Annotated in this window: 21 protein-coding genes, 1 pseudogene, 1 riboswitch and 1 other annotated feature; of the genes and pseudogenes, 17 read left to right on the top strand and 5 right to left on the bottom strand. The window is 43.3% G+C overall.

Annotated elements, in window-relative coordinates:
• Positions 1-13 precede the first annotated feature (13 nt).
• From OCF96_RS03795 to OCF96_RS03780, 4 genes are all read right to left on the bottom strand, one after another.
• The gene (locus tag OCF96_RS03795) at positions 14-1,276 is read right to left on the bottom strand and encodes a nucleobase:cation symporter-2 family protein (protein ID WP_261446464.1); all 1,263 of its coding nucleotides are present in this window, start codon (positions 1,274-1,276) and stop codon (positions 14-16) included.
• A complete protein-coding gene (locus tag OCF96_RS03790) occupies positions 1,276-1,857 on the bottom strand; it encodes a xanthine phosphoribosyltransferase (RefSeq protein WP_261446462.1) in 582 nt (193 codons plus the stop codon). The genes OCF96_RS03795 and OCF96_RS03790 overlap by 1 nt, the downstream gene beginning before the upstream one ends.
• A gap of 130 nt (positions 1,858-1,987) precedes the next feature.
• Positions 1,988-2,083: riboswitch (purine riboswitch) on the bottom strand.
• A gap of 133 nt (positions 2,084-2,216) precedes the next feature.
• Positions 2,217-2,603, bottom strand: coding sequence for a bleomycin resistance protein (locus OCF96_RS03785; protein ID WP_261446461.1), 387 nt, complete (start codon positions 2,601-2,603; stop codon positions 2,217-2,219).
• 11 nt (positions 2,604-2,614) lie between these two features.
• The gene (locus OCF96_RS03780) at positions 2,615-3,442 is read right to left on the bottom strand and encodes an exodeoxyribonuclease III (RefSeq protein ID WP_261446460.1); all 828 of its coding nucleotides are present in this window, start codon (positions 3,440-3,442) and stop codon (positions 2,615-2,617) included.
• Between the two features lie 218 nt (positions 3,443-3,660).
• On the opposite strand from OCF96_RS03780, the gene OCF96_RS03775 reads away from it, so the two are divergent.
• The 17 genes from OCF96_RS03775 to trpA all read left to right on the top strand — a co-directional run bounded on the left by OCF96_RS03775 (position 3,661) and on the right by trpA (position 20,612).
• A complete protein-coding gene (locus tag OCF96_RS03775; RefSeq protein WP_094753359.1) occupies positions 3,661-4,560 on the top strand; it encodes a CPBP family intramembrane glutamic endopeptidase in 900 nt (299 codons plus the stop codon).
• Positions 4,544-4,831 carry an autorepressor SdpR family transcription factor gene (locus tag OCF96_RS03770; RefSeq protein WP_000006510.1) on the top strand — a complete coding sequence of 96 codons (288 nt, stop codon included), beginning with the start codon at positions 4,544-4,546 and terminating at the stop codon, positions 4,829-4,831. The genes OCF96_RS03775 and OCF96_RS03770 overlap by 17 nt, the downstream gene beginning before the upstream one ends.
• Positions 4,812-5,453, top strand: coding sequence for an SdpI family protein (locus OCF96_RS03765; RefSeq protein WP_094753358.1), 642 nt, complete (start codon positions 4,812-4,814; stop codon positions 5,451-5,453). The genes OCF96_RS03770 and OCF96_RS03765 overlap by 20 nt, the downstream gene beginning before the upstream one ends.
• 126 nt (positions 5,454-5,579) lie before the next feature.
• Positions 5,580-6,035 (top strand): DUF3290 family protein, encoded by a 456-nt coding sequence (locus OCF96_RS03760; protein WP_020900359.1) that lies wholly within the window; start codon positions 5,580-5,582, stop codon positions 6,033-6,035.
• Complete coding sequence (locus tag OCF96_RS03755) at positions 6,032-6,667, top strand: DUF421 domain-containing protein (protein ID WP_020901636.1); 636 nt, start codon at positions 6,032-6,034, stop codon at positions 6,665-6,667. Before OCF96_RS03760 ends, OCF96_RS03755 begins: the two co-directional genes overlap by 4 nt.
• Positions 6,668-6,827: 160 nt before the next feature.
• Complete coding sequence (locus OCF96_RS03750; RefSeq protein ID WP_261446456.1) at positions 6,828-8,573, top strand: ABC transporter ATP-binding protein; 1,746 nt, start codon at positions 6,828-6,830, stop codon at positions 8,571-8,573.
• Positions 8,563-10,305, top strand: coding sequence for an ABC transporter ATP-binding protein (locus tag OCF96_RS03745; protein ID WP_261446455.1), 1,743 nt, complete (start codon positions 8,563-8,565; stop codon positions 10,303-10,305). Before OCF96_RS03750 ends, OCF96_RS03745 begins: the two co-directional genes overlap by 11 nt.
• A 184-nt stretch (positions 10,306-10,489) precedes the next feature.
• The gene (locus tag OCF96_RS03740; protein ID WP_000922210.1) at positions 10,490-11,182 is read left to right on the top strand and encodes a sugar transferase; all 693 of its coding nucleotides are present in this window, start codon (positions 10,490-10,492) and stop codon (positions 11,180-11,182) included.
• A gap of 42 nt (positions 11,183-11,224) precedes the next feature.
• Entirely contained in the window at positions 11,225-12,454 is a 1,230-nt protein-coding gene (locus tag OCF96_RS03735) for a DegT/DnrJ/EryC1/StrS family aminotransferase (RefSeq protein WP_261446454.1), read from the top strand.
• A 34-nt stretch (positions 12,455-12,488) separates the two neighbouring features.
• Positions 12,489-12,719, top strand: a binding site (T-box leader).
• 162 nt (positions 12,720-12,881) lie between these two features.
• Positions 12,882-14,060, top strand: coding sequence for a tryptophan synthase subunit beta (trpB, locus tag OCF96_RS03730; RefSeq protein ID WP_261446452.1), 1,179 nt, complete (start codon positions 12,882-12,884; stop codon positions 14,058-14,060).
• A 292-nt stretch (positions 14,061-14,352) separates the two neighbouring features.
• Entirely contained in the window at positions 14,353-15,714 is a 1,362-nt protein-coding gene (gene trpE, locus OCF96_RS03725) for an anthranilate synthase component I (protein WP_261446449.1), read from the top strand.
• On the top strand, positions 15,711-16,277 hold the full coding sequence (locus OCF96_RS03720; RefSeq protein WP_084890039.1) for an aminodeoxychorismate/anthranilate synthase component II: 567 nt from the start codon (positions 15,711-15,713) through the stop codon (positions 16,275-16,277). The genes trpE and OCF96_RS03720 overlap by 4 nt, the downstream gene beginning before the upstream one ends.
• Before the next feature lie 10 nt (positions 16,278-16,287).
• A complete protein-coding gene (gene trpD, locus OCF96_RS03715) occupies positions 16,288-17,292 on the top strand; it encodes an anthranilate phosphoribosyltransferase (RefSeq protein WP_261446447.1) in 1,005 nt (334 codons plus the stop codon).
• Positions 17,289-18,056, top strand: a complete 768-nt coding sequence (gene trpC / locus OCF96_RS03710) for an indole-3-glycerol phosphate synthase TrpC (protein WP_261446446.1) — start codon at positions 17,289-17,291, stop codon at positions 18,054-18,056. Before trpD ends, trpC begins: the two co-directional genes overlap by 4 nt.
• Positions 18,043-18,642: a phosphoribosylanthranilate isomerase gene (locus OCF96_RS03705; RefSeq protein WP_261446445.1), complete on the top strand. Its 600-nt coding sequence runs from the start codon at positions 18,043-18,045 to the stop codon at positions 18,640-18,642. Before trpC ends, OCF96_RS03705 begins: the two co-directional genes overlap by 14 nt.
• Entirely contained in the window at positions 18,620-19,843 is a 1,224-nt protein-coding gene (gene trpB, locus OCF96_RS03700; RefSeq protein ID WP_000331265.1) for a tryptophan synthase subunit beta, read from the top strand. Before OCF96_RS03705 ends, trpB (OCF96_RS03700) begins: the two co-directional genes overlap by 23 nt.
• Positions 19,836-20,612, top strand: a complete 777-nt coding sequence (gene trpA / locus OCF96_RS03695; RefSeq protein WP_261446444.1) for a tryptophan synthase subunit alpha — start codon at positions 19,836-19,838, stop codon at positions 20,610-20,612. The genes trpB (OCF96_RS03700) and trpA overlap by 8 nt, the downstream gene beginning before the upstream one ends.
• Here trpA and OCF96_RS03690 read toward each other — a convergent pair.
• A pseudogene (locus OCF96_RS03690) lies at positions 20,584-20,685 on the bottom strand (prepilin peptidase); the annotation flags it as partial. The gene trpA and the pseudogene OCF96_RS03690 overlap by 29 nt on opposite strands.
• Between the last annotated feature and the right edge of the window lie 9 nt (positions 20,686-20,694).

Raw genomic sequence — 20,694 nt, 5'->3', positions numbered from 1 at the left:
ACACCTCTTTTTCTTATTTCTTTTTATGATTTAGTACTGCATTGAGGACAATAGCGAGTAGGCTGGCTACGACGATTCCGTTTGAGAAGAACATTTGGAAGGCTGTCGGCATGCTGATGAAGAGATTACTATTGTTGAGTCCGACACCTGCAGCGATTGAAACTGCTGCGATAAGGAAGTTGTGTTCATTGTTAGCAAAGTCAACACGGGCGAGGATCTGCATCCCTTGAATAGATACAAAACCAAACATCACCAGCATGGCACCACCGAGGACAGGACTTGGAATGATTTGGGCAAGGGCGCCAAACTTAGGAAGGAGTCCAAGGAGGACCAGGAAACCAGCTGCGTAGTAGATTGGCAGGCGAGTCTTGATTCCTGATAATTTAACCAAACCAACGTTTTGTGAAAATCCGGTGTAAGGGAAGGTGTTAAAGATTCCTCCGAGAAGTACGGCCAAACCTTCTGCGCGGTAACCGTTGCGCAGGCGCGTGCTGTCGATTGGATCCTTTGTGATATCAGACAAGGCCAGATAAACACCAGTTGACTCAACCATAGACACCGTTGCGATGATACACATCATGACAATAGATGAGATTTCAAAGGTTGGCATCCCAAAGTAGAGTGGAGTTGGGACATGGACAAGTGGTGCTGCTGCAACAGGAGAGAAATCAACCAAGCCCATGCTAGCAGCAATGACTGTTCCAACAACCAGACCAATCAAAATAGAGATAGACTTGATAAATCCTTTGGTAAAGATGTTAATCAAGAGGATAATCAAAACAGTAATAGCTGCAAGCAAGAGACTTTGACCAGTTGGTTCTGGAACGTTATTTCCCATATTTCCAATAGCAACAGGAATCAAGGTTAAACCAATCGTGGTAATAACAGATCCTGTTACGATAGAAGGGAAGAGATTGGCCACTTTTGAGAAAATTCCTGAAACAAGAACCACGTAAATCCCTGATGCGATAAGGGCACCAAACATAGCGCCACTACCATGGCTTTGTCCAATCATAATCAAGGGAGCAACTGATTGGAAGGCAACTCCAAGAACGACTGGGAGTCCAATCCCAAAGTATTTGTTGAGTTGGAGTTGGAGGAAGGTTGCTACCCCGCACATAAAGATATCTGTGGAAATCAGGTAGGTCAACTGCTCAGCTGAATAGCCAAGGGCTGTCGCAATCATGATGGGAACCAGGATGGATCCTGAGTACATGGCTAGTAAGTGCTGCAAGCCAAGAACGGCTGCTTGCGAGTGTTTTTCTTGAGTTTGCATTAGAGATCTGCCTCCTTAAATACGACTTGACCATTTTCAAAACGATCCAAACGAGCGAGTGATAGAACAGGGTAGCCTGCTTTTTCAAGCAAATCACGGCCATTTTGGAAAGATTTTTCAATCACAATACCGATAGCTTCGACTGTTGCTCCAGCCTGTTCGATGATTTGAATCAAGCCTTTAGCAGCTTGGCCATTAGCAAGGAAATCGTCGATAATCAAAACCTTGTCCTCTGGTGAGAGGAACTTTCCAGCGATAGAAACAGTGCTGGTTACCTGCTTGGTAAAGGAGTAAACTTCGGCAGTTAAGATTCCTTCGTTCATAGTGATGTTTTTAGCTTTTTTAGCGAAAATCATGGGAACGTTTAAGGCTTCAGCTGTAAAAACGGCTGGGGCAATACCCGACGCTTCAATGGTCACGACTTTGGTAATGCCAGCAGAAGCGAATTTTTCCGCAAAAACCTTACCAATCTCTCGCATCAAGCTAAAGTCAACTTGGTGGGTTAAAAAGGAATCCACCTTGAGGATGTTGTCACCCAAGATATGCCCATCCTTGAGGATGCGCTCTTCTAATAATTTCATAAGACCTCCTAAAGTCTAAAAGCCAATCCATTTGCTTGTTTCAGATCCTTAACCAGAAAAAACTAATAGAAAAAAGGACCTACTTAATCTCTAAGTAAGTCCCCAAAATAGGCATGGCAAAAACGGCCATACCTCACTCTGACTTACTTATTGTTAGGTGTTCCGGCACCTTGTAGAAACGTCGTGCCAATTCACGACATAAACAAGTAAAATGATATTCAATTTCAAATAGGCTTGTGCCAATGTTTTTATTTTACACTAAATAACTTTAGAAATCAAAGATTTTGTTAGTGTTTAGATAAAAAAAACGAACGAACAAAAACCTACAACACGATACAGTATTGTAGGTTTCTATTTTTCTACTCGCTAAATCTTAAAAAATAGCCATCTGGATCCAAGACTGCAAATTCATGGGGATAAATAAAACTATCTCCTACTCGAAATTCTCTTTTTGTCAGGGGACGATGGATAGGATAGTCAGCTTCCAGCAGTTTTTGGTGGAGCTGAGGAACATCTGCAATGCCAAAGGAAATATTGACACCGCGCCCGAAAGGATAGGTCAGCTGAGCTAATTCTTTTACGCTGCCTTCTTCTAGCATAAGTTGGCAGTCTTCAAGCGAGAGGAAGAGAAATTTCTCCTCTGGACGCTCGTATTCGACAGAGAATCCTAGCAGGTCGCAGTAGAAGTGGCGTGATTTTTCGATGTCAGATACTACAAATTCAGGAATGACAGCTTGATAGTCCATTCGTTTTCTCCTTAGAGCTCAATCTCCATGACAATAGGTGTATGGTCTTGGCGAGCTCCCGAGTCGATCATATCAGACTTGGTCACCTTGTCTGCGAGACGGTTACTTGTGAGCCAGTAGTCAATTCTCCAGCCAGTATTATTGATTTTAGAGGTCTTGCTGCGCTGTGCCCACCAAGTGTAGCGTTCTGGAACATCGCCGTGAATGTGGCGGAAGGTATCAGTAAATCCAGTTGCTAAAAGGTTGGTAAATCCAGCACGCTCCTCGTCGGTAAATCCTGGTGAACGGCGGTTGCTAGCAGGATTTGCAAGGTCAATCTCATTGTGGGCCACATTGTAGTCACCGGTTGCAAGGACTGGTTTTTCTTTGTCTAGTTCAGCCAAATACTCAGCATATTTGACATCCCATACTTGGCGTTCTTCCAAGCGTTTGAGGCCGTCTCCAGCGTTTGGTGTGTAAACTTGGGTAACGAAAAATTTATCAAATTCTAGAGTGATGATACGACCTTCCAAGTCCATGGTAGAAGGGGCACCGATTTTTGGGAAGCTGATAGTTGGCGTAAGTTCTTTCTTATAGAGGAACATGGTTCCAGCATAGCCTTTACGGGCAGGTTCTTGGGAAGAGCGCCACGTGTTTTCGTAGTCTGGGAAGAGTTCAGCTAAAATTTCCAAGTGTTTCTTTGTAGGCCCCTTGGCAGAAAGCTTGGTTTCTTGGATAGCGATGATATCAGCATTTTCAGCGACCAAGGTTTGTAGTACTTCTTGGGACAATTTGGCACGAGTTGAGTCACTAGTTAGGGCAGCATTGAGGGAATCAATATTCCATGAGATGAGTTTCATAAAGTTACCTTTTTCATTCAGATTATAGATTTTATTATACCAAAAAAAGGTCCATTTCCCCAACGTATGGTTTGAAAATTACTCTTTAGACTTTATCCTTAGAAAATAAAAATTCCCTAAACTATTTAGAAAAAAATCTAAATAGTTCTTGTGTTTAGAATAGAAAGGTGTATAATGTTATTTAGAAAAACATCTAAATAGAAAGTGAAGTTACATATATGTCAAATAAGAGAACAATCCTTCTTTTTGTGGTCTTGGCTTATGCCCTTGCTTGGATAATATGGTTGGCACTATGGCTAAGTGGTGTTGGTCTAAATTCTCCATGGAGTCAACTTGCTAGTATTGTAGCCATGTGGATGCCTGCACTTGCAGTCTTTGTTTTAGGGAAAATCACGAATCAACCTAGTGGAATCAAATCTAAATTAGTCGTGAATCTCAAGAGGAACTGGCGCTTTTACTTACTAGCTATCTGGTTACCAGCAGTCATCAGTTTTTTAGGAGCGGGACTTTATTTTCTTGTATTTCCTAGCAATTTCAGCCTTGGTTTTGAATCTATTCAAGCCATCTTACAAGAAAAAGGTGTCTCTCAATCAGCCATTCCCTTATCTTCCTTGGTTTTGATTCAAATCCTAGCTAGTTTGACCTACGCTCCTTTTTTTAATAGTTTCTTTGCATTGGGGGAGGAAATTGGTTGGCGTGGCTATCTTTACCCAGTGCTAAGAGAACGCTTTTCACTAGTCCAGACTCATGTCTTACTTGCTCTCATTTGGAGTCTATGGCATTTACCAATCAATTTACAAGGATATAATTATGGTCTTACTTATTTTGCTTATCCCGTTTTGGGAGTTGTTGCTATGTTTCTATTTTGTTTTAGCGTAGGAATATTGTTGAGCTGGTTGTTGGAAAAGACAGGTTCTATCTGGGCTTCTGCCCTATTTCATGGGGCAATCAATGCAACTGCAGGTATTGGGTTACTCTTCCAATTACCAGGAGAAAAAGTTTCAAGCCTCTTGATTTTAGGCCCATCACCGACCGGAATGCTATCAGTTCTACCTTGCTTATTCCTAGCCCTACTAATATTACAAAGGGAAAGGAGTCATTATGAGTTTTGCAAATAGTTTTAAAGCCTTATCTCATCCAGTTAGGAGAGAGATTTTAAATTTACTCAAAGCAGGTAGATTATCTGCAGGAGAAATTGCCAGTCAATTTGAGTTGACTAGTGCAACTATTTCACACCATCTCACGATTTTGAAAGCAGCGGATTTGATTCATGAAATGAAAGAAAAAAACTTTATTTATTATGAGTTAAATACATCGGTTTTAGAGGACATAATGGTTTGGTTAGCAGATCTGAAAGGAGATCATTTTGATGAAGATAAAAATCAATAAGAAATTGGTATTATTTACGAGCATTCTCATCCTACTACCTTCCCTTGTAGGTTGTGTTTTCTGGAATCAATTACCAGAGGAGATACCCACTCATTTTAATCTACTGGGTCAAGCGGATGGCTACAATCATAAAATGTCTGCTATCTTTGGATTACCGACTCTCATGCTTTTGATGCATTGGTTGCTTCTATTTATAATGATTAAAGATCCTAAATCTAGCAATATCAGTTCAAAAATACAAGTTTTGATTTACTGGATTATTCCTTTTGTATCTTGTCTATTAATGATTTCTATCTTCGGAGAATCTTTGGGTTATTCCATGATGAGTGGGCTACTAGCTCAGATTTTTATGGGAGTCATGATGATCATAATTGGAAATTATCTACCAAAAACACACCGAAATTATATAATCGGTATTCGACTACCGTGGACCTTGGAGAATGATGAAAACTGGAGAAAAACGCATCGTCTAGCTGGAAAAATTTGGGTATTAGGAGGATTGTTATTGTTTCTAAATTCCTTTGTGCAACTATATGTTTACTGGGTATTCTTCTTGACACTTTTCTTTGTAGTGATAATTCCTAGTGTCTATTCTTATCAATTATCAAAATTAGAATCTTGAAACAGGTATTTGAGTCATTAGTTAGAGAAGTTGGTCTGATAAGTCCATTTCCCCAACGTATGGCTTGAAAAATCACTCTCTTTCGTTTATAATTAAGAATGATTTTATGAAAGGGAGTGAAAATAAATGAAATTTTACTCATATGACTATGTGCTTAGCCAAATCAGTCAACAAAATGGAATCATGATTGGCTTTGGAATTGTTCTCCTAGCTATCACAGGATTTTTTGCCTTTAAGGCCTATCGAGATAAAAAGGGGACTAAGTTTCGGGAATTGGTCATGATTTTGGCCTTGACCTTAGTGGCCATGCTTTTAGTGACAATTTCAAAATACCAGACCAATCAAGCCTCTAACAATCAATTTCAAACCTCCCTTCATTTCATAGAGGTTGTTTCCAAAGACTTGGGAGTGGATAAATCAGAAGTCTATGTCAATACTTCTGCAGCCACTGATGGAGCGCTTGTCAAGGTAGGTTCAAATGTCTATCGTGCCATGAACGGGAGCCAACCAGACAAGTATCTTTTAGAGAAATTAGAATTGCATCAAACAGACGCTATTGAATTGGTGGAGGTAAACAAATGACACTCAACTATATGGAAATTTTAATCAAACTGGCCTTGGGTCTTTTCTCTCTTGTTTTTGTTATTAATGTGACAGGAAAGGGGAATCTAGCACCTAACTCTGCTACAGACCAAATTCAGAACTATGTTCTTGGTGGTATCATCGGTGGGGTAATTTACAATAGTTCAATCAGTATCCTGCAATACACAGTGATTTTGATGATGTGGACGATTTTGGTTTTGACCCTAAAGTGGCTCAATAACAATGTTCGCTTTGTCAAACGCTTGATTGATGGGAAACCAACTCTCCTCATCAAAAATGGGCAGATTGACCCAGAAGCCTGTCGTTCAGTTGGCTTGTCTGCATCGGATGTAGCCCTCAAACTTCGTAGCCAAGGGATTTTCCAGATGAAGCAAGTTAAACGAGCTGTGCAAGAACAAAATGGCCAACTCATCGTGGTTCAAATGGGAGATGAAAATCCTAAGTATCCAGTTGTGACTGACGGTGTGATCCAAGTCGATGTCTTGGAATCGATTGGTCGTAGCGAAGAGTGGCTGCTTGATAATCTCAGCAAGCAAGGGCATGACAATGTAGCCAACATCTTTATCGCTGAGTATGACAAGGGTGCTGTTACAGTCGTAACCTATGAATAAGAAAAACCTGGGGTCTTGTACTCTTCAAAAATCAAATTCAAACTGCGTCAACGTCGCCTTGCCGTACTCAAGTACAGCCTGCGGCTAGTTTCCTAGTTTGCTCTTTGATTTTCATTGAGTATTGGCCTCAGGTTTCTATTTGCAATCAGAAAGGGATGTTATGTCCATTATTCAAAAACTCTGGTGGTTTTTCAAGTTAGAAAAACGCCGTTATCTAGTCGGGATTGTGGCCCTGGTCTTGGTTTCTGTCCTCAATCTCATTCCCCCTATGGTCATGGGGCGGGTCATTGATGCCATTACTTCGGGGCAATTAACCCAGCAGGACCTCCTTCTTGACCTATTTTATTTGCTTCTTGCGGCCTTTGGGATGTACTATCTGCGTTATGTTTGGCGTATGTATATCCTTGGAACTTCCTACCGTTTGGGGCAGATTATGCGGTCTCGCTTGTTTGAGCATTTTACAAAGATGTCTCCAGCCTTTTATCAAACCTATCGGACGGGGGACCTGATGGCACACGCCACCAACGATATCAATGCCTTGACTCGTCTAGCAGGAGGCGGTGTTATGTCTGCTGTTGATGCTTCTATCACGGCTTTAGTGACCTTGCTGACCATGCTCTTTAGCATTTCGTGGCAAATGACCCTAGTTGCCATTTTACCCTTACCTTTCATGGCTTATGCGACCAGTCGTTTAGGTAGAAAGACACATAAGGCCTTTGGTGAATCACAAGTTGCCTTTTCTGAACTCAATAACAAGGTGCAGGAGTCAGTATCAGGTATTAAAGTGACCAAGTCTTTCGGTTACCAGGCGGACGAGTTGAAGTCCTTTCAGGCAGTCAATGAATTGACCTTCCAAAAGAACCTCCAAACCATGAAATACGATAGTCTCTTTGACCCCATGGTTCTCTTGTTTGTTGGTTCCTCCTATGTTTTAACCCTCTTGGTAGGCTCCTTGATGGTTCAGGAGGGGCAGATTACTGTTGGGAATCTAGTTACCTTTATCAGCTACTTGGATATGCTGGTTTGGCCTCTTATGGCCATCGGCTTCCTCTTTAATATTACTCAGCGAGGGAAGGTTTCTTACCAGCGGATTGAGGAACTTTTGTCTCAGGAATCACCTGTACAAGACCCTGAGTTTCCTCTAGACAGTATTGAAAACGGGCGCTTGCAGTATGCCATTGATAGCTTTGCCTTTGAAAATGAGGAAACACTGACAAATGTTCACTTTAGTTTGGGAAAAGGGCAAACCCTGGGCTTGGTTGGTCAGACAGGCTCTGGAAAAACGTCCTTGATTAAGCTTCTCTTGCGTGAGTACGATGTGGATGAGGGAGCCATTTATCTAAACGGTCACGATATTCGCGATTATCGTCTGACAGACCTTCGCAGTCTTATGGGCTATGTTCCTCAGGACCAGTTCCTCTTTGCGACCTCTATCTTAGACAATATCCGCTTTGGCAATCCTAATTTGCCGCTCACAGCAGTCGAGGAAGCGACTAAGCTAGCTCAAGTTTATAAAGATATTGTAGCCATGCCTCAGGGATTTGATACGCTGATCGGTGAAAAAGGAGTCAGTCTTTCTGGTGGTCAAAAGCAGCGTCTGGCTATGAGTCGGGCTATGATTTTAGACCCTGATATCTTGATTTTGGATGATTCTTTGTCAGCCGTGGATGCCAAGACGGAGTATGCGATTATCGACAACCTCAAGGAGACGCGAAAGGACAAAACAACCATTATCACAGCCCATCGCCTCAGTGCGGTTGTTCATGCAGATTTGATTTTAGTCCTGCAAAATGGTCAGATTATCGAACGAGGCAGGCACGAAGACCTACTAGCCATGGATGGCTGGTATGCCCAGACCTACCAGTCTCAGCAGCTGGAAATGAAAGGAGAAGAAGATGCAGAATAAACAAGAACAATGGACTGTATTGAAGCGCTTGATGTCTTATCTCAAGCCCTATGGACTCTTGACCTTTTTGGCACTAAGTTTTCTCCTAGCGACTACGATCATAAAAAGTGTCATTCCCCTTGTGGCTTCCCACTTTATCGACCAGTATCTCAGCAATCTCAACCAACTCGCTGTGACCGTTTTGCTGGCCTACTATGGCCTTTATATTCTACAAACTCTGGTCCAGTATGTCGGCAATCTTCTCTTTGCGCGGGTGTCCTACAGTATTGTAAGGGATATTCGTCGCGATGCCTTTGCCAATATGGAGAAGCTGGGCATGTCTTATTTTGACAAGACGCCAGCAGGTTCCATCGTCTCTCGTTTGACAAATGATACCGAGACTATCAGTGATATGTTTTCAGGGATTTTATCCAGCTTTATTTCAGCAGTTTTTATCTTTCTGACAACTCTGTATACCATGTTGGTGTTGGATTTTCGTTTGACTGCTTTAGTCTTGCTCTTTCTCCCCTTGATTTTCCTTTTGGTCAATCTCTATCGGAAAAAATCAGTGAAAATCATTGAGAAAACCAGAAGTCTCTTGTCAGATATCAATAGCAAGTTGGCTGAAAACATCGAGGGAATCAGAATAATCCAGGCCTTTAATCAAGAGAAGCGCCTACAGTCAGAGTTTGATGAAATCAACCAAGAACACTTGGTCTATGCCAACCGTTCTGTAGCCTTGGATGCCCTCTTTTTGCGCCCTGCCATGAGTTTGCTTAAACTCTTAGGATATGCAGTTTTAATGGCCTACTTTGGCTATCGTGGCCTTTATCTGGGAATAACAGCAGGAACTATGTATGCCTTTATCCAGTACATAAACCGCCTTTTTGACCCCTTGATTGAAGTAACGCAAAACTTTTCAACCCTGCAAACGTCTATGGTTTCTGCAGGTCGTGTATTTGCTCTGATCGACGAGAGGACCTATGAGCCCCTTCAAGAAGATGGACAGGCTAAAGTCAAAGAAGGCAATATTCGATTTGAACATGTGTGTTTCTCGTATGACGGTAAACATCCGATTCTGGATGATATTTCCTTCTCCGTTAACAAGGGTGAGACCATTGCTTTTGTGGGGCATACAGGTTCTGGGAAATCTTCGATTATCAATGTCCTCATGCGCTTTTATGAATTCCAGTCAGGGCGAGTTCTCTTGGATGATGTGGATATCAGGAACTACAGTCAGGAAGAGTTGAGAAAAAACATTGGTCTGGTCTTGCAGGAGCCCTTCCTCTATCATGGGACCATTAAGTCCAATATCGCCATGTACCAAGAAATCAGTGATGAGCAGGTCCAGGCTGCGGCAGCCTTCGTGGATGCAGATTCCTTTATTCAAAAACTTCCTCAGGGATATGACGCCCCTGTTTCTGAGCGTGGCTCCAGTTTTTCAACAGGTCAGCGCCAGCTTCTAGCCTTTGCCAGAACAGTCGCCAGTCAGCCTAAAATCCTGATTTTGGATGAAGCGACAGCCAATATTGACTCTGAAACAGAAAGTCTGGTTCAAGCTTCACTGGTTAAGATGAGACAGGGACGAACAACCATTGCCATCGCCCACCGCCTTTCGACCATCCAAGACGCCAACTGTATCTATGTTTTGGACAAGGGGCGCATTATCGAGAGCGGAAGCCATGAGGAACTCTTGGCTCTAGGAGGAACCTACCACAAGATGTATAGCTTGCAGGCGGGTGCCATGTCCTAATACTCTTTGAAAATCTCTTCAAATCCATGTCAGCTTTATCTGCAACCTCAAAGCTGTACTTTGATTTTCATTGAGTGTAAGAAGGAAATCCTTCAAATTACAGATTTCTTTCACCGCCTTTTCCATTTTGTGGTATAATGAAAAATGTTGACAAATAGTATAATAAAAACAAAGGAGAAACAGCATGCTGAAATGGGAAGACTTGCCCGTGGAAATGAAATCAAGCGAGGTTGAGTCTTACTACCAGCTTGTCTCTAAAAGGAAGGGTTCGCTGATTTTCAAGCGTTGTTTGGACTGGGTTTTGGCCTTGGTTGTACTGGTTCTGACCTCTCCCATCTTTCTCATCTTGAGCATTTGGATCAAGTTGGATAGCAAGGGGCCAGTGATTTACAAGCAAGAGCGTGTGACCCAGTACAATCGACCTTTCAAGATTTGGAAGTTCCGTACCATGGTGACGGATGCAGACAAAAAAGGAAGTTTGGTGACTTCTGCTAACGATAGTCGCATTACCAAGGTTGGCAATTTCATCCGCCGTGTGCGTTTGGACGAACTGCCTCAGCTGGTCAATGTCCTTAAAGGCGAAATGTCCTTTGTCGGTACACGACCTGAAGTGCCACGCTACACAGAGCAGTATAGCCCTGAAATGATGGCGACCTTGCTTTTGCCAGCAGGGATTACCTCTCCAGCCAGCATCAACTACAAGGATGAGGACACTATCATCAGTCAAATGACGGAGAAAGGTCTGTCGGTTGACCAAGCCTATGTCGAACACGTTCTTCCTGAAAAGATGCGCTATAACCTCGCCTATCTCCGAGAGTTTAGTTTCCTTGGAGACATCAAAATCATGTTTCAAACCGTGTTTGAAGTGCTAAAATAAAGTAGTCATGAGAGAATGAGTACAGATAAAAGGAGCAAATCAATGCCAAATTACAATATTCCATTTTCACCACCCGATATTACAGAAGCAGAAATTGCTGAAGTAGCGGATACCCTGCGTTCTGGTTGGATTACAACAGGTCCCAAGACAAAAGAACTGGAGCGTCGCTTGTCTCAATACACACAGACGCCCAAGACTGTCTGTCTTAACTCTGCGACTGCCGCGCTTGAGTTGATTTTGCACGTCTTGGAAGTTGGACCTGGTGATGAGGTTATCGTTCCAGCCATGACCTATACAGCTTCATGTAGTGTTATCACTCACGTAGGGGCGACCCCTGTCATGGTGGATATTCAAGCAGATACGTTTGAGATGGACTATGACTTGCTGGAGCAAGCTATCACTGAGAAAACTAAGGTGATCATCCCAGTAGAACTTGCAGGGATTGTTTGCGACTATGACCGTTTGTTCCAAGTTGTGGAAAAGAAACGTGACCTCTTTACTGCTTCAAGCAAGTGGCAAAAAGCCTTTAACCGTATTGTGATTGTCTCTGATAGTGCCCATGCTTTGGGATCTACTTATAAAGAACAACCAGCTGGTTCTATCGCTGACTTTACTTCCTTCTCATTCCATGCTGTTAAGAACTTTACAACGGCAGAAGGTGGAAGTGCGACTTGGAAAGCCAATCCAGCGATTGACGACGAAGAGATGTACAAGGAATTCCAAATTCTTTCCCTTCACGGGCAAACTAAGGATGCTCTTGCCAAGATGCAATTGGGTTCATGGGAATATGATATCGTAACACCAGCCTACAAGTGCAACATGACCGATATCATGGCTTCACTTGGTCTGGTACAATTGGATCGCTATGCAAGTTTGTTGCAACGTCGTAAGGACATTGTGAACCGCTATGATCGTGGTTTTGCAGGTTCTCGCATCCTTCCTTTAGCACACAAGACTGAAACTGTCGAATCTTCACGTCACCTCTACATCACCCATGTAGAAGGAGCGAGCCTAGAAGAACGCAATCTTATCATCCAAGAATTGGCCAAAGCGGGAATTGCAAGTAACGTACACTACAAACCGCTTCCGCTCTTGACAGCCTATAAGAATCTTGGTTTTGACATGGCGAACTATCCTAAGGCCTATACCTTCTTTGAAAATGAAATTACCCTTCCTCTTCACACTAAATTAAGTGATGAAGAAGTGGACTATATCATTGAGACTTTCAAAACAGTTTCTGAAAAAGTGCTAACTTTATCAAAAAAATCGTAAAAAAGTCTTGACAAAGAAAAAACAAAGTATTAAAATAAGTTCAATAAATCAGAAAAGTAACTATTTTTAATCTTCAGGGAGCCTGTGGTCATTGTGAACAGGTGGTTGGAAGTAGTGAAAGTGGGCTGATTTTAAAAATGAATTTGAAACAATGAAAATTCGGTGCGCACACCTTACAGTGCAACTTGTTGTTAGACAAGGTAGAGATGTAAAGGGGATAGTCCCTTTATAATTGAGGTGGCACCGCGTTACCAACGCCCTCACACGGAATTTAATTCTGTGTGTGGGCTTTTTTCTTTCGGTCATTTTGTTTTTCTTTTATTAGGGCGTTAAGTTGCTTTGATGAACTTAAAGTTCTATCTGCAGCTCCTTGCCTACTACTAAAAGCAAACAAAAAGTCGAATAAATACAGAAAGAGGAAAATTTTATGACAACTAAAGGTTATTTTGGACAATTTGGTGGTAGTTTTGTACCAGAGCCTATTCAGGCTTTGTTGGATGAGTTGGAAGTGACATTTGACAAGTACAAGGATGATCCAGAATTTTTGGCAGAATTTCGCCATTATTTGAAGGACTATTCAGGTCGCGAAACACCGCTTTATTTTGCAGAAAGTTTGACAGACCGCTTAGGTGGAGCTAAGATTTATCTCAAGCGCGAAGACCTTAACCACCTTGGTTCTCACAAACTAAACAACGTTTTAGGGCAAATTCTTCTGGCTAAACGTATGGGTAAAAAACGGGTTATCGCAGAGACAGGAGCTGGTCAGCACGGTGTTGCTACAGCAGCGGCTGCAGCCAAGTTTGGTATGGCCTGTGATGTCTACATGGGGGCAGAGGATGTGGAGCGTCAACGTCTCAATGTTTTCCGTATGGAGATGATGGGAGCAACTGTTCACGCAGTTGAAACAGGGACTCGTACCCTCAAAGATGCTGTTGATGCAGCCTTTGGAGCATGGATGAATGACCTTGAAGCCTTCTATGTTCTGGGATCTGCTGTGGGACCTCACCCATATCCAACCATTGTTCATGAGTTCCAAAAGGTCATCAGTGAAGAATCTCGCCGTCAAATCTTAGAAAAAGAAGGACGCTTACCAGACTATGTCATTGCTTGTGTAGGTGGTGGTTCCAATGCCATCGGTGCTTTTTCACAGTATGTGGCTGATGAAGAAGTCAAATTGGTTGGGGTCGAAGCTGCTGGTCATGGACTTGATACAGACAAGCACGCAGCTACTATGACAAAAGGTAGTATCGGAATTGTCGACGGCATGAAGACTTATGCAGTCTTTAAGGAAGATGGAGAGCTAGCTCCAGTTTACTCTATCTCAGCTGGATTGGACTATCCAGGGGTTGGTCCAGAACATGCCTACTTTAAAGATTCTGGTCGCGTGGAATATGTCGCAGCGACGGATGAAGAAGCTGTTCAGGCTCTCCTCCTTCTCAGCAAGACTGAAGGGATTATCCCAGCGATTGAAAGCTCACACGCTATCGCAGAAGCAGTTAAACGTGCACCGAAACTAAGTAAAGACGAAATTATCATCATCAATGTCTCTGGTCGTGGAGACAAGGACGTAGCTGCGATTGCAGACTACCTAGAAGCTAAAAAATAAAAGATGGAAAAATTACAGTCTTTTCTCTCACAGAGAGCTTGTGGTTGCTGAAAACAAGCAGAGAAAGCTGTAAGGTTGGGTCCATTTGAAACAAGAGAAAAAAACATAATTCTCAAGGGAGTGCCCTCTATCGCACAGCCTGTTACAGGAGGTTTCTGAGACAGGAATGAGAGATAGGAGAAATCCTATAATTGAGGTGGCACCGCGAATTTCGTCCTCACGCAAGTTGTTTTGCGTGGGGATTTTTCATACAGTCGCCACGGACTAGAAGTAGAACTGAAAGGGAAATACAATGGAACGAATCATTCATGGAGATGTCTTATCACCAATCTTGGCTTATATGCGTCTAAAGGGGCAACACAAGGTTATTTTAGAAAGTATTCCGAGAGACAAGGAAACAGCTCGTTTTTCTATCCTAGCCTATAATCCTGTTTTTGAGATTAAGTTTGAAAATGGAGTTCTTTATCAAAATGGTCAAGTGATTGATCAGGATCCCTTGGATTTCCTTTATCAAGTGACTCATAAGAGCCAGCACCATTCAGATCTACCTTTTGGTGGTGGGGCAATTGGTTTTGTTGGTTACGATATGATTTCGCTTTATGAAGAAATTGGTCAAATTCCTCAAGATATAATTGGAACGCCAGACATGCATTTCTTCGTCTATGAGAGTTACATTGTCTTTGACCACAAGAAGGAAAAAATCCATGTCATCGAGGATGCACTCTATAGTGAGCGTAGTCAAGAAAACTTGGAAGAAGCCTTGAACCATGTGCTTGAAGAATTACGCATTCCTGCTCCAAATGAATTTGAAGACTTGGATTTATCACCGCTTGACTTCCAACCGCATATCGCTCCTCAGAAGTTTGAGGAAATGGTGGAAACGGCTCGTGACTTGATTCGTAATGGTGATATGTTCCAATGTGTACTTAGTCAACGCTTCTCAGCAGAAGTGACTGGAAATCCATTTGACTTCTACAGAAATCTCCGCGTGACCAATCCTTCTAATTACCTTTATTTCTATGATTTTGGGGATTATCAAATCATCGGCGCCAGTCCTGAAAGTTTGGTTTCTGTCAAAAATGGCATCGTGACAACCAATCCGATTGCAGGTACGCGACCAAGAGGAGCTACGGATGAAGAGGACAAGGCTTTGGCGACAGACCTGCTTTCGGATGAGAAGGAAACAGCAGAGCATCGAATGTTAGTAGACTTGGGTCGTAATGATATTGGTCGCATCTCTGAAACGGCTAGTGTCCAAGTCACTAAGTATATGGAAGTGGAGCTCTTCCGTTATGTTATGCATTTGACCAGCGTGGTTAAGGGGCGTTTGCTTCCAGAACTCACTGCAATGGATGCCTTGAAAGCAACACTTCCTGCTGGAACAGTTTCAGGAGCACCAAAGATTCGAGCGATGAGACGCATCTATGAACTGGAAACAGAAAAACGGGGCGTATACGCAGGAGCGATTGGCTACTTGTCTGCGACGGGTGATATGGATTTCGCCATTGCCATCCGAACTATGATTCTCAAAAATCAAACAGCCTATGTGCAGGCTGGGGCAGGGATTGTCTACGACTCTATCGCCAAAAACGAATACCAAGAAACCATTAACAAAGCAAAATCTATGACTAGAATTGGAGAACTAAGACCATGATTTTATTGATTGACAACTATGATTCTTTTACCTATAACTTGGCCCAATACATTGGGAATTTTGCAGAAGTGCAGGTCTTGAGAAATGATGATCCCAAGCTGTATGAAGAAGCTGAAAAAGCAGATGGTCTGGTCTTTTCTCCTGGTCCTGGTTGGCCAGTTGATGCTGGAAAGATGGAAGATATGATTCGTGATTTTGCTGGCAAGAAGCCGATTCTTGGGATTTGTTTGGGCCACCAAGCCATTGCAGAAGTCTTTGGTGGTAAGTTAGGTTTGGCTCCCAAAGTCATGCATGGGAAACAGAGCAATATCAGCTTTGAAGCGCCATCTGTTTTGTATCAAGGCATCGAGGATGGCCGTGCAGTCATGCGTTACCACAGTATTTTGATTGAGGAAATGCCAGAAGACTTTGAAGTGACAGCTCGTTCGACTGATGACCAAGCCATCATGGGGATTCAACACAAAACACTTCCAATTTATGGCTTCCAGTACCATCCAGAAAGTATCGGAACGCCAGATGGCTTGTCTTCTATTCGGAATTTTATCGAAAAGGTTGTAAAGTGAGGAAACTAGGATGAAAGAGATTATTGAAAAATTAGCAAAATTTGAAAATTTATCAGGTGTGGAAATGACGGATGTCATTGAGCGTATCGTAACTGGGCGTGTAACTGAAGCGCAGATTGCTTCTCTTCTTTTGGCTCTTAAGATGAAGGGGGAAACACCTGAGGAACGCACAGCCATTGCCCAGGTCATGAGAGGCCATGCCCAACACATTCCAACTGAAATTCATGATGCCATGGACAACTGTGGTACAGGTGGAGACAAATCCTTCAGCTTCAACATTTCCACAACTGCAGCCTTTGTCTTGGCTGGTGGCGGTGTTCACATGGCCAAACACGGTAACCGCTCGATTTCTTCTAAATCTGGTTCTGCAGATGTCCTCGAAGCCTTGGGTATCAACCTAGATCTCAAACCAGCTGAACTAGGTAAGGTCTTTGATAAAACTGGAATCGTCTTTCTCTTTGCTAAAAATATGCACCCAGCAATGAAATACATCATGCCAGCTCGTTTGGAATTGGGAATTCCAACCATTATGAACTTGACTGGTCCTCTGATTCACCCAATGGCTTTGGAAACACAGCTTCTTGGAATTAGTTGTCCAGAACTGCTAGAAAGTACAGCTCAGGTTTTGAAAAATATGGGTCGCAAGCGTGCCATCGTGGTTGCTGGGCCAGAAGGACTGGATGAAGCTGGCTTGAATGGAACAACCAAGATTGCTCTTCTTGAAAATGGCGAAATCACCTTGTCAAGCTTTACTCCAGAGGATTTGGGAATGGAAGGCTATGCTATCGAAGATATTCGTGGAGGCAATGCTCAGGAAAATGCAGAAATTTTGCTCAGCGTTCTTAAAAATGAACCAAGTCCATTCTTGGAAACGACAGTCTTAAATGCTGGTCTTGGTTTCTATGCCAATGGTAAGGTAGCTAGTATTAAAGAAGGAGTTGCCTTGGCTCGTCAAGTGATTGCTAGTGGCAAGGCCTTTGAAAAACTTAGACTGTTACAGGAGTACCAAAAATGAGTCAGGAATTTTTATCACGAATCTTGGAGCAGAAGGCGCGTGAGGTGGAGCAGATGAAGCTGGAGCAAATTCAACCCTTGCGCCAGACCTATCGCTTGGTTGACTATCTAAAACAACACCAAGACCGTTTACAGGTAATCGCTGAAGTCAAGAAAGCTAGCCCTAGTCTGGGAGATATCAATCTCGATGTGGATATTGTGCAACAGGCCCAGACTTATGAAGCAAACGGTGCAGTGATGATTTCGGTTTTGACAGATGAGGTTTTCTTTAAAGGGCATTTGGATTATCTGCGGGAGATTTCTGGTCAGGTAAACATTCCGACGCTCAACAAGGACTTTATCATTGATGAAAAGCAAATCATCCGTGCCCGCAATGCTGGTGCGACAGTCATCTTGCTCATTGTGACAGCCTTGTCAGAAGAACGCCTCAAGGAACTTTACGACTACGCGACAGAGCTTGGTCTGGAAGTTTTGGTGGAAACCCACAATCTAGCTGAACTAGAAGTAGCCCACAGACTTGGTGCTCAGATTATCGGAGTTAATAACCGTAACTTGACCACCTTTAAGGTCGATTTGCAGACCAGTGTAGACTTGTCCCAGCACTTTAAGGAAGGACGCTATTACATTTCTGAGTCTGCTATTTTTACAGGGCAGGATGCAGAGCGAGTAGCACCATACTTTAACGGCATTTTAGTAGGGACAGCTCTCATGCAGGCAGAAGATGTAGCCCAGAGAATCAAGGAGTTGCAGATTGACAAAGGTTAAGATTTGTGGACTATCGACCAAAGAAGCGGTGGAAACAGCTGTTTCAGCAGGAGCGGACTACATCGGTTTTGTCTTCGCACCTAGTAAAAGACAAGTGACCTTGGATCAGGCTTCTGAGCTGGTAAAGCTTATTCCTGCGGATGTCAAAAAGGTTGGTGTGTTTGTTTCACCAAGTCGGGTGGAGCTACTAGAAGCGATAGACAAAGTTGGCTTGGACTTGGTACAGGTCCACGGTCAGGTGGCGGATGATTTGTTTGAGAATTTGCCTTGTGCCAGTATTCAGGCTGTGCAGGTGGATGGAGAGGGACATGTGCCCAATTCTCAGGCAGACTATCTACTCTTTGATGCCCCTGTGGCTGGGAGTGGCCAGACCTTTGACTGGGCTCAACTGGATACGATTGGACTAACTCAGCCTTTCTTTATCGCAGGTGGGCTTAAGGAAGACAATGTAGTGAAAGCAATTCAACACTTTACTCCCTATGCAGTAGATGTATCAAGCGGAGTGGAGACAGATGGACAAAAAGATCATAAAAAGATTAGAAGATTTATAGAGAGGGTAAAGAATGGCATATCAAGAACCAAATAAAGATGGATTTTACGGAAAATTCGGTGGACGTTTCGTCCCAGAAACATTGATGACAGCAGTTTTGGAGTTGGAGAAAGCTTACCGTGAAAGTCAGGCAGACCCAAGTTTCCAAGAGGAATTAAACCAACTCTTGCGCCAGTATGTGGGACGTGAAACTCCCCTTTACTACGCAAAAAATTTGACCCAGCATATTGGCGGAGCCAAGATTTATCTTAAACGGGAAGATCTTAACCATACAGGGGCCCACAAGATTAACAATGCCTTGGGTCAAGTTCTTCTGGCTAAACGTATGGGTAAAAAGAAAATTATCGCAGAAACAGGTGCTGGTCAGCACGGTGTAGCAACTGCAACTGCTGCAGCCCTCTTTAACATGGAATGTACCATCTATATGGGTGAAGAGGATGTCAAACGCCAAGCCCTCAATGTCTTCCGTATGGAACTTTTGGGAGCTAAGGTTGAGGCAGTGACAGATGGTTCGCGTGTGCTTAAGGATGCGGTCAATGCAGCCCTTCGTTCATGGGTAGCAAATATCGATGATACCCACTATATCCTTGGTTCTGCCTTGGGGCCACATCCTTTCCCAGAAATCGTTCGTGACTTCCAAAGTGTCATCGGTCGAGAGGCTAAACAACAGTACCGCGATTTGACAGGTCAAGATCTGCCAGATGCCCTAGTAGCCTGTGTTGGCGGTGGTTCTAATGCCATCGGTCTCTTCCATCCATTTGTAGAAGATGAGTCTGTAGCTATGTATGGAGCTGAAGCGGCTGGACTTGGTGTGGATACGGAGCACCACGCAGCTACCTTGACTAAGGGTCGTCCAGGTGTGCTTCACGGTTCCCTCATGGATGTACTGCAAGATGCTCATGGTCAAATTCTTGAAGCCTTCTCTATCTCAGCAGGTTTGGACTATCCTGGTATCGGTCCAGAACATTCTCACTACCACGATATCAAACGTGCCAGCTATGTTCCTGTGACGGACGAAGAAGCCTTGGAAGGATTCCAACTCCTGTCTCGTGTGGAAGGGATTATCCCAGCCTTGGAATCTAGCCATGCGATCGCCTTTGCGGTGAAATTGGCCAAAGAACTGGGCCCAGACAAGTCTATGATTGTCTGTCTATCAGGTCGTGGGGACAAGGATGTGGTTCAAGTCAAGGACCGCTTGGAAGCAGATGCAGCAAAGAAGGGAGAAGCTCATGCCTAAGACATTAACAGAAAAATTGAATGCTATAAAAGCAGCTGGAAAGGGAATTTTTGTTCCCTATATCATGGCTGGAGACCATGAGAAAGGTTTGGATGGATTGGGAGAAACAATCCACTTTTTAGAAGATTTGGGTGTCTCTGCTATTGAAGTGGGCATTCCCTTTTCAGACCCTGTTGCAGATGGACCTGTTATCGAAGAAGCGGGCTTGCGCAGTCTAGCCAATGGAACTTCTACTCAGGCTTTGGTTGAAACCTTGAAAACCATTGAAACAGAGGTGCCACTTGTCATTATGACCTACTTCAACCCCCTCTTTCAGTACGGTGTTGAAAAATTTGTCAAAGATTTGGCAGATACAGCGGTTAAGGGCTTGATTATCCCAGACCTGCCTCATGAGCATGCCAACTTTGTAGAACCCTTTTTGGCAGACACAGACATCGCCTTGATTCCTCTAGTTAGTTTGACGACAGGAATTGAGCGCCAGAAAGAGTTGATTGATGGGGCAGAAGGATTCGTCTATGCCGTTGCCATCAATGGGGTGACAGGGAAATCAGGCAATTACCGCGCAGACTTGGACAAGCACTTGGCACAATTGCATCAAGTGGCCGACATCCCAGTATTGACAGGCTTTGGCGTATCTAGTCAAGAAGATGTAGAACGCTTTAATGCAGTGTCAGATGGTGTTATCGTTGGTTCGAAAATTGTAAAAGCCCTCCACCAAGGAGAGCCGATTCAGGACTTTATCAAACAAGCAGTAGCTTACCAAAAATAATCACACAAGTAGCGAGCAAGAGGAAAGGCACGAAAGGAAGTCTTTCCTTTTTCTTTTGCAGGAGAAAGGCTAGTTTTAGATA

This window comes from Streptococcus mitis (genome assembly GCF_946190065.1).
Lineage (GTDB): Bacteria > Bacillota > Bacilli > Lactobacillales > Streptococcaceae > Streptococcus > Streptococcus mitis_DE.
Note: the sequence above shows the minus strand (reverse complement) of the source record. Positions and strands in the feature narration are given on the sequence as shown.

What these genes read in the sequence shown, in the direction of transcription:
- OCF96_RS03795 (WP_261446464.1), bottom strand. Translation starts at nt 1,276, where the DNA reads ATGCAAACTCAAGAAAAACACTCGCAAGCAGCCGTTCTTGGCTTGCAG.
- OCF96_RS03790 (WP_261446462.1), bottom strand. Translation starts at nt 1,857, where the DNA reads ATGAAATTATTAGAAGAGCGCATCCTCAAGGATGGGCATATCTTGGGT.
- OCF96_RS03785 (WP_261446461.1), bottom strand. Translation starts at nt 2,603, where the DNA reads ATGGACTATCAAGCTGTCATTCCTGAATTTGTAGTATCTGACATCGAA.
- OCF96_RS03780 (WP_261446460.1), bottom strand. Translation starts at nt 3,442, where the DNA reads ATGAAACTCATCTCATGGAATATTGATTCCCTCAATGCTGCCCTAACT.
- OCF96_RS03775 (WP_094753359.1), top strand. Translation starts at nt 3,661, where the DNA reads ATGTCAAATAAGAGAACAATCCTTCTTTTTGTGGTCTTGGCTTATGCC.
- OCF96_RS03770 (WP_000006510.1), top strand. Translation starts at nt 4,544, where the DNA reads ATGAGTTTTGCAAATAGTTTTAAAGCCTTATCTCATCCAGTTAGGAGA.
- OCF96_RS03765 (WP_094753358.1), top strand. Translation starts at nt 4,812, where the DNA reads ATGAAGATAAAAATCAATAAGAAATTGGTATTATTTACGAGCATTCTC.
- OCF96_RS03760 (WP_020900359.1), top strand. Translation starts at nt 5,580, where the DNA reads ATGAAATTTTACTCATATGACTATGTGCTTAGCCAAATCAGTCAACAA.
- OCF96_RS03755 (WP_020901636.1), top strand. Translation starts at nt 6,032, where the DNA reads ATGACACTCAACTATATGGAAATTTTAATCAAACTGGCCTTGGGTCTT.
- OCF96_RS03750 (WP_261446456.1), top strand. Translation starts at nt 6,828, where the DNA reads ATGTCCATTATTCAAAAACTCTGGTGGTTTTTCAAGTTAGAAAAACGC.
- OCF96_RS03745 (WP_261446455.1), top strand. Translation starts at nt 8,563, where the DNA reads ATGCAGAATAAACAAGAACAATGGACTGTATTGAAGCGCTTGATGTCT.
- OCF96_RS03740 (WP_000922210.1), top strand. Translation starts at nt 10,490, where the DNA reads ATGCTGAAATGGGAAGACTTGCCCGTGGAAATGAAATCAAGCGAGGTT.
- OCF96_RS03735 (WP_261446454.1), top strand. Translation starts at nt 11,225, where the DNA reads ATGCCAAATTACAATATTCCATTTTCACCACCCGATATTACAGAAGCA.
- trpB (WP_261446452.1), top strand. Translation starts at nt 12,882, where the DNA reads ATGACAACTAAAGGTTATTTTGGACAATTTGGTGGTAGTTTTGTACCA.
- trpE (WP_261446449.1), top strand. Translation starts at nt 14,353, where the DNA reads ATGGAACGAATCATTCATGGAGATGTCTTATCACCAATCTTGGCTTAT.
- OCF96_RS03720 (WP_084890039.1), top strand. Translation starts at nt 15,711, where the DNA reads ATGATTTTATTGATTGACAACTATGATTCTTTTACCTATAACTTGGCC.
- trpD (WP_261446447.1), top strand. Translation starts at nt 16,288, where the DNA reads ATGAAAGAGATTATTGAAAAATTAGCAAAATTTGAAAATTTATCAGGT.
- trpC (WP_261446446.1), top strand. Translation starts at nt 17,289, where the DNA reads ATGAGTCAGGAATTTTTATCACGAATCTTGGAGCAGAAGGCGCGTGAG.
- trpB (WP_000331265.1), top strand. Translation starts at nt 18,620, where the DNA reads ATGGCATATCAAGAACCAAATAAAGATGGATTTTACGGAAAATTCGGT.
- trpA (WP_261446444.1), top strand. Translation starts at nt 19,836, where the DNA reads ATGCCTAAGACATTAACAGAAAAATTGAATGCTATAAAAGCAGCTGGA.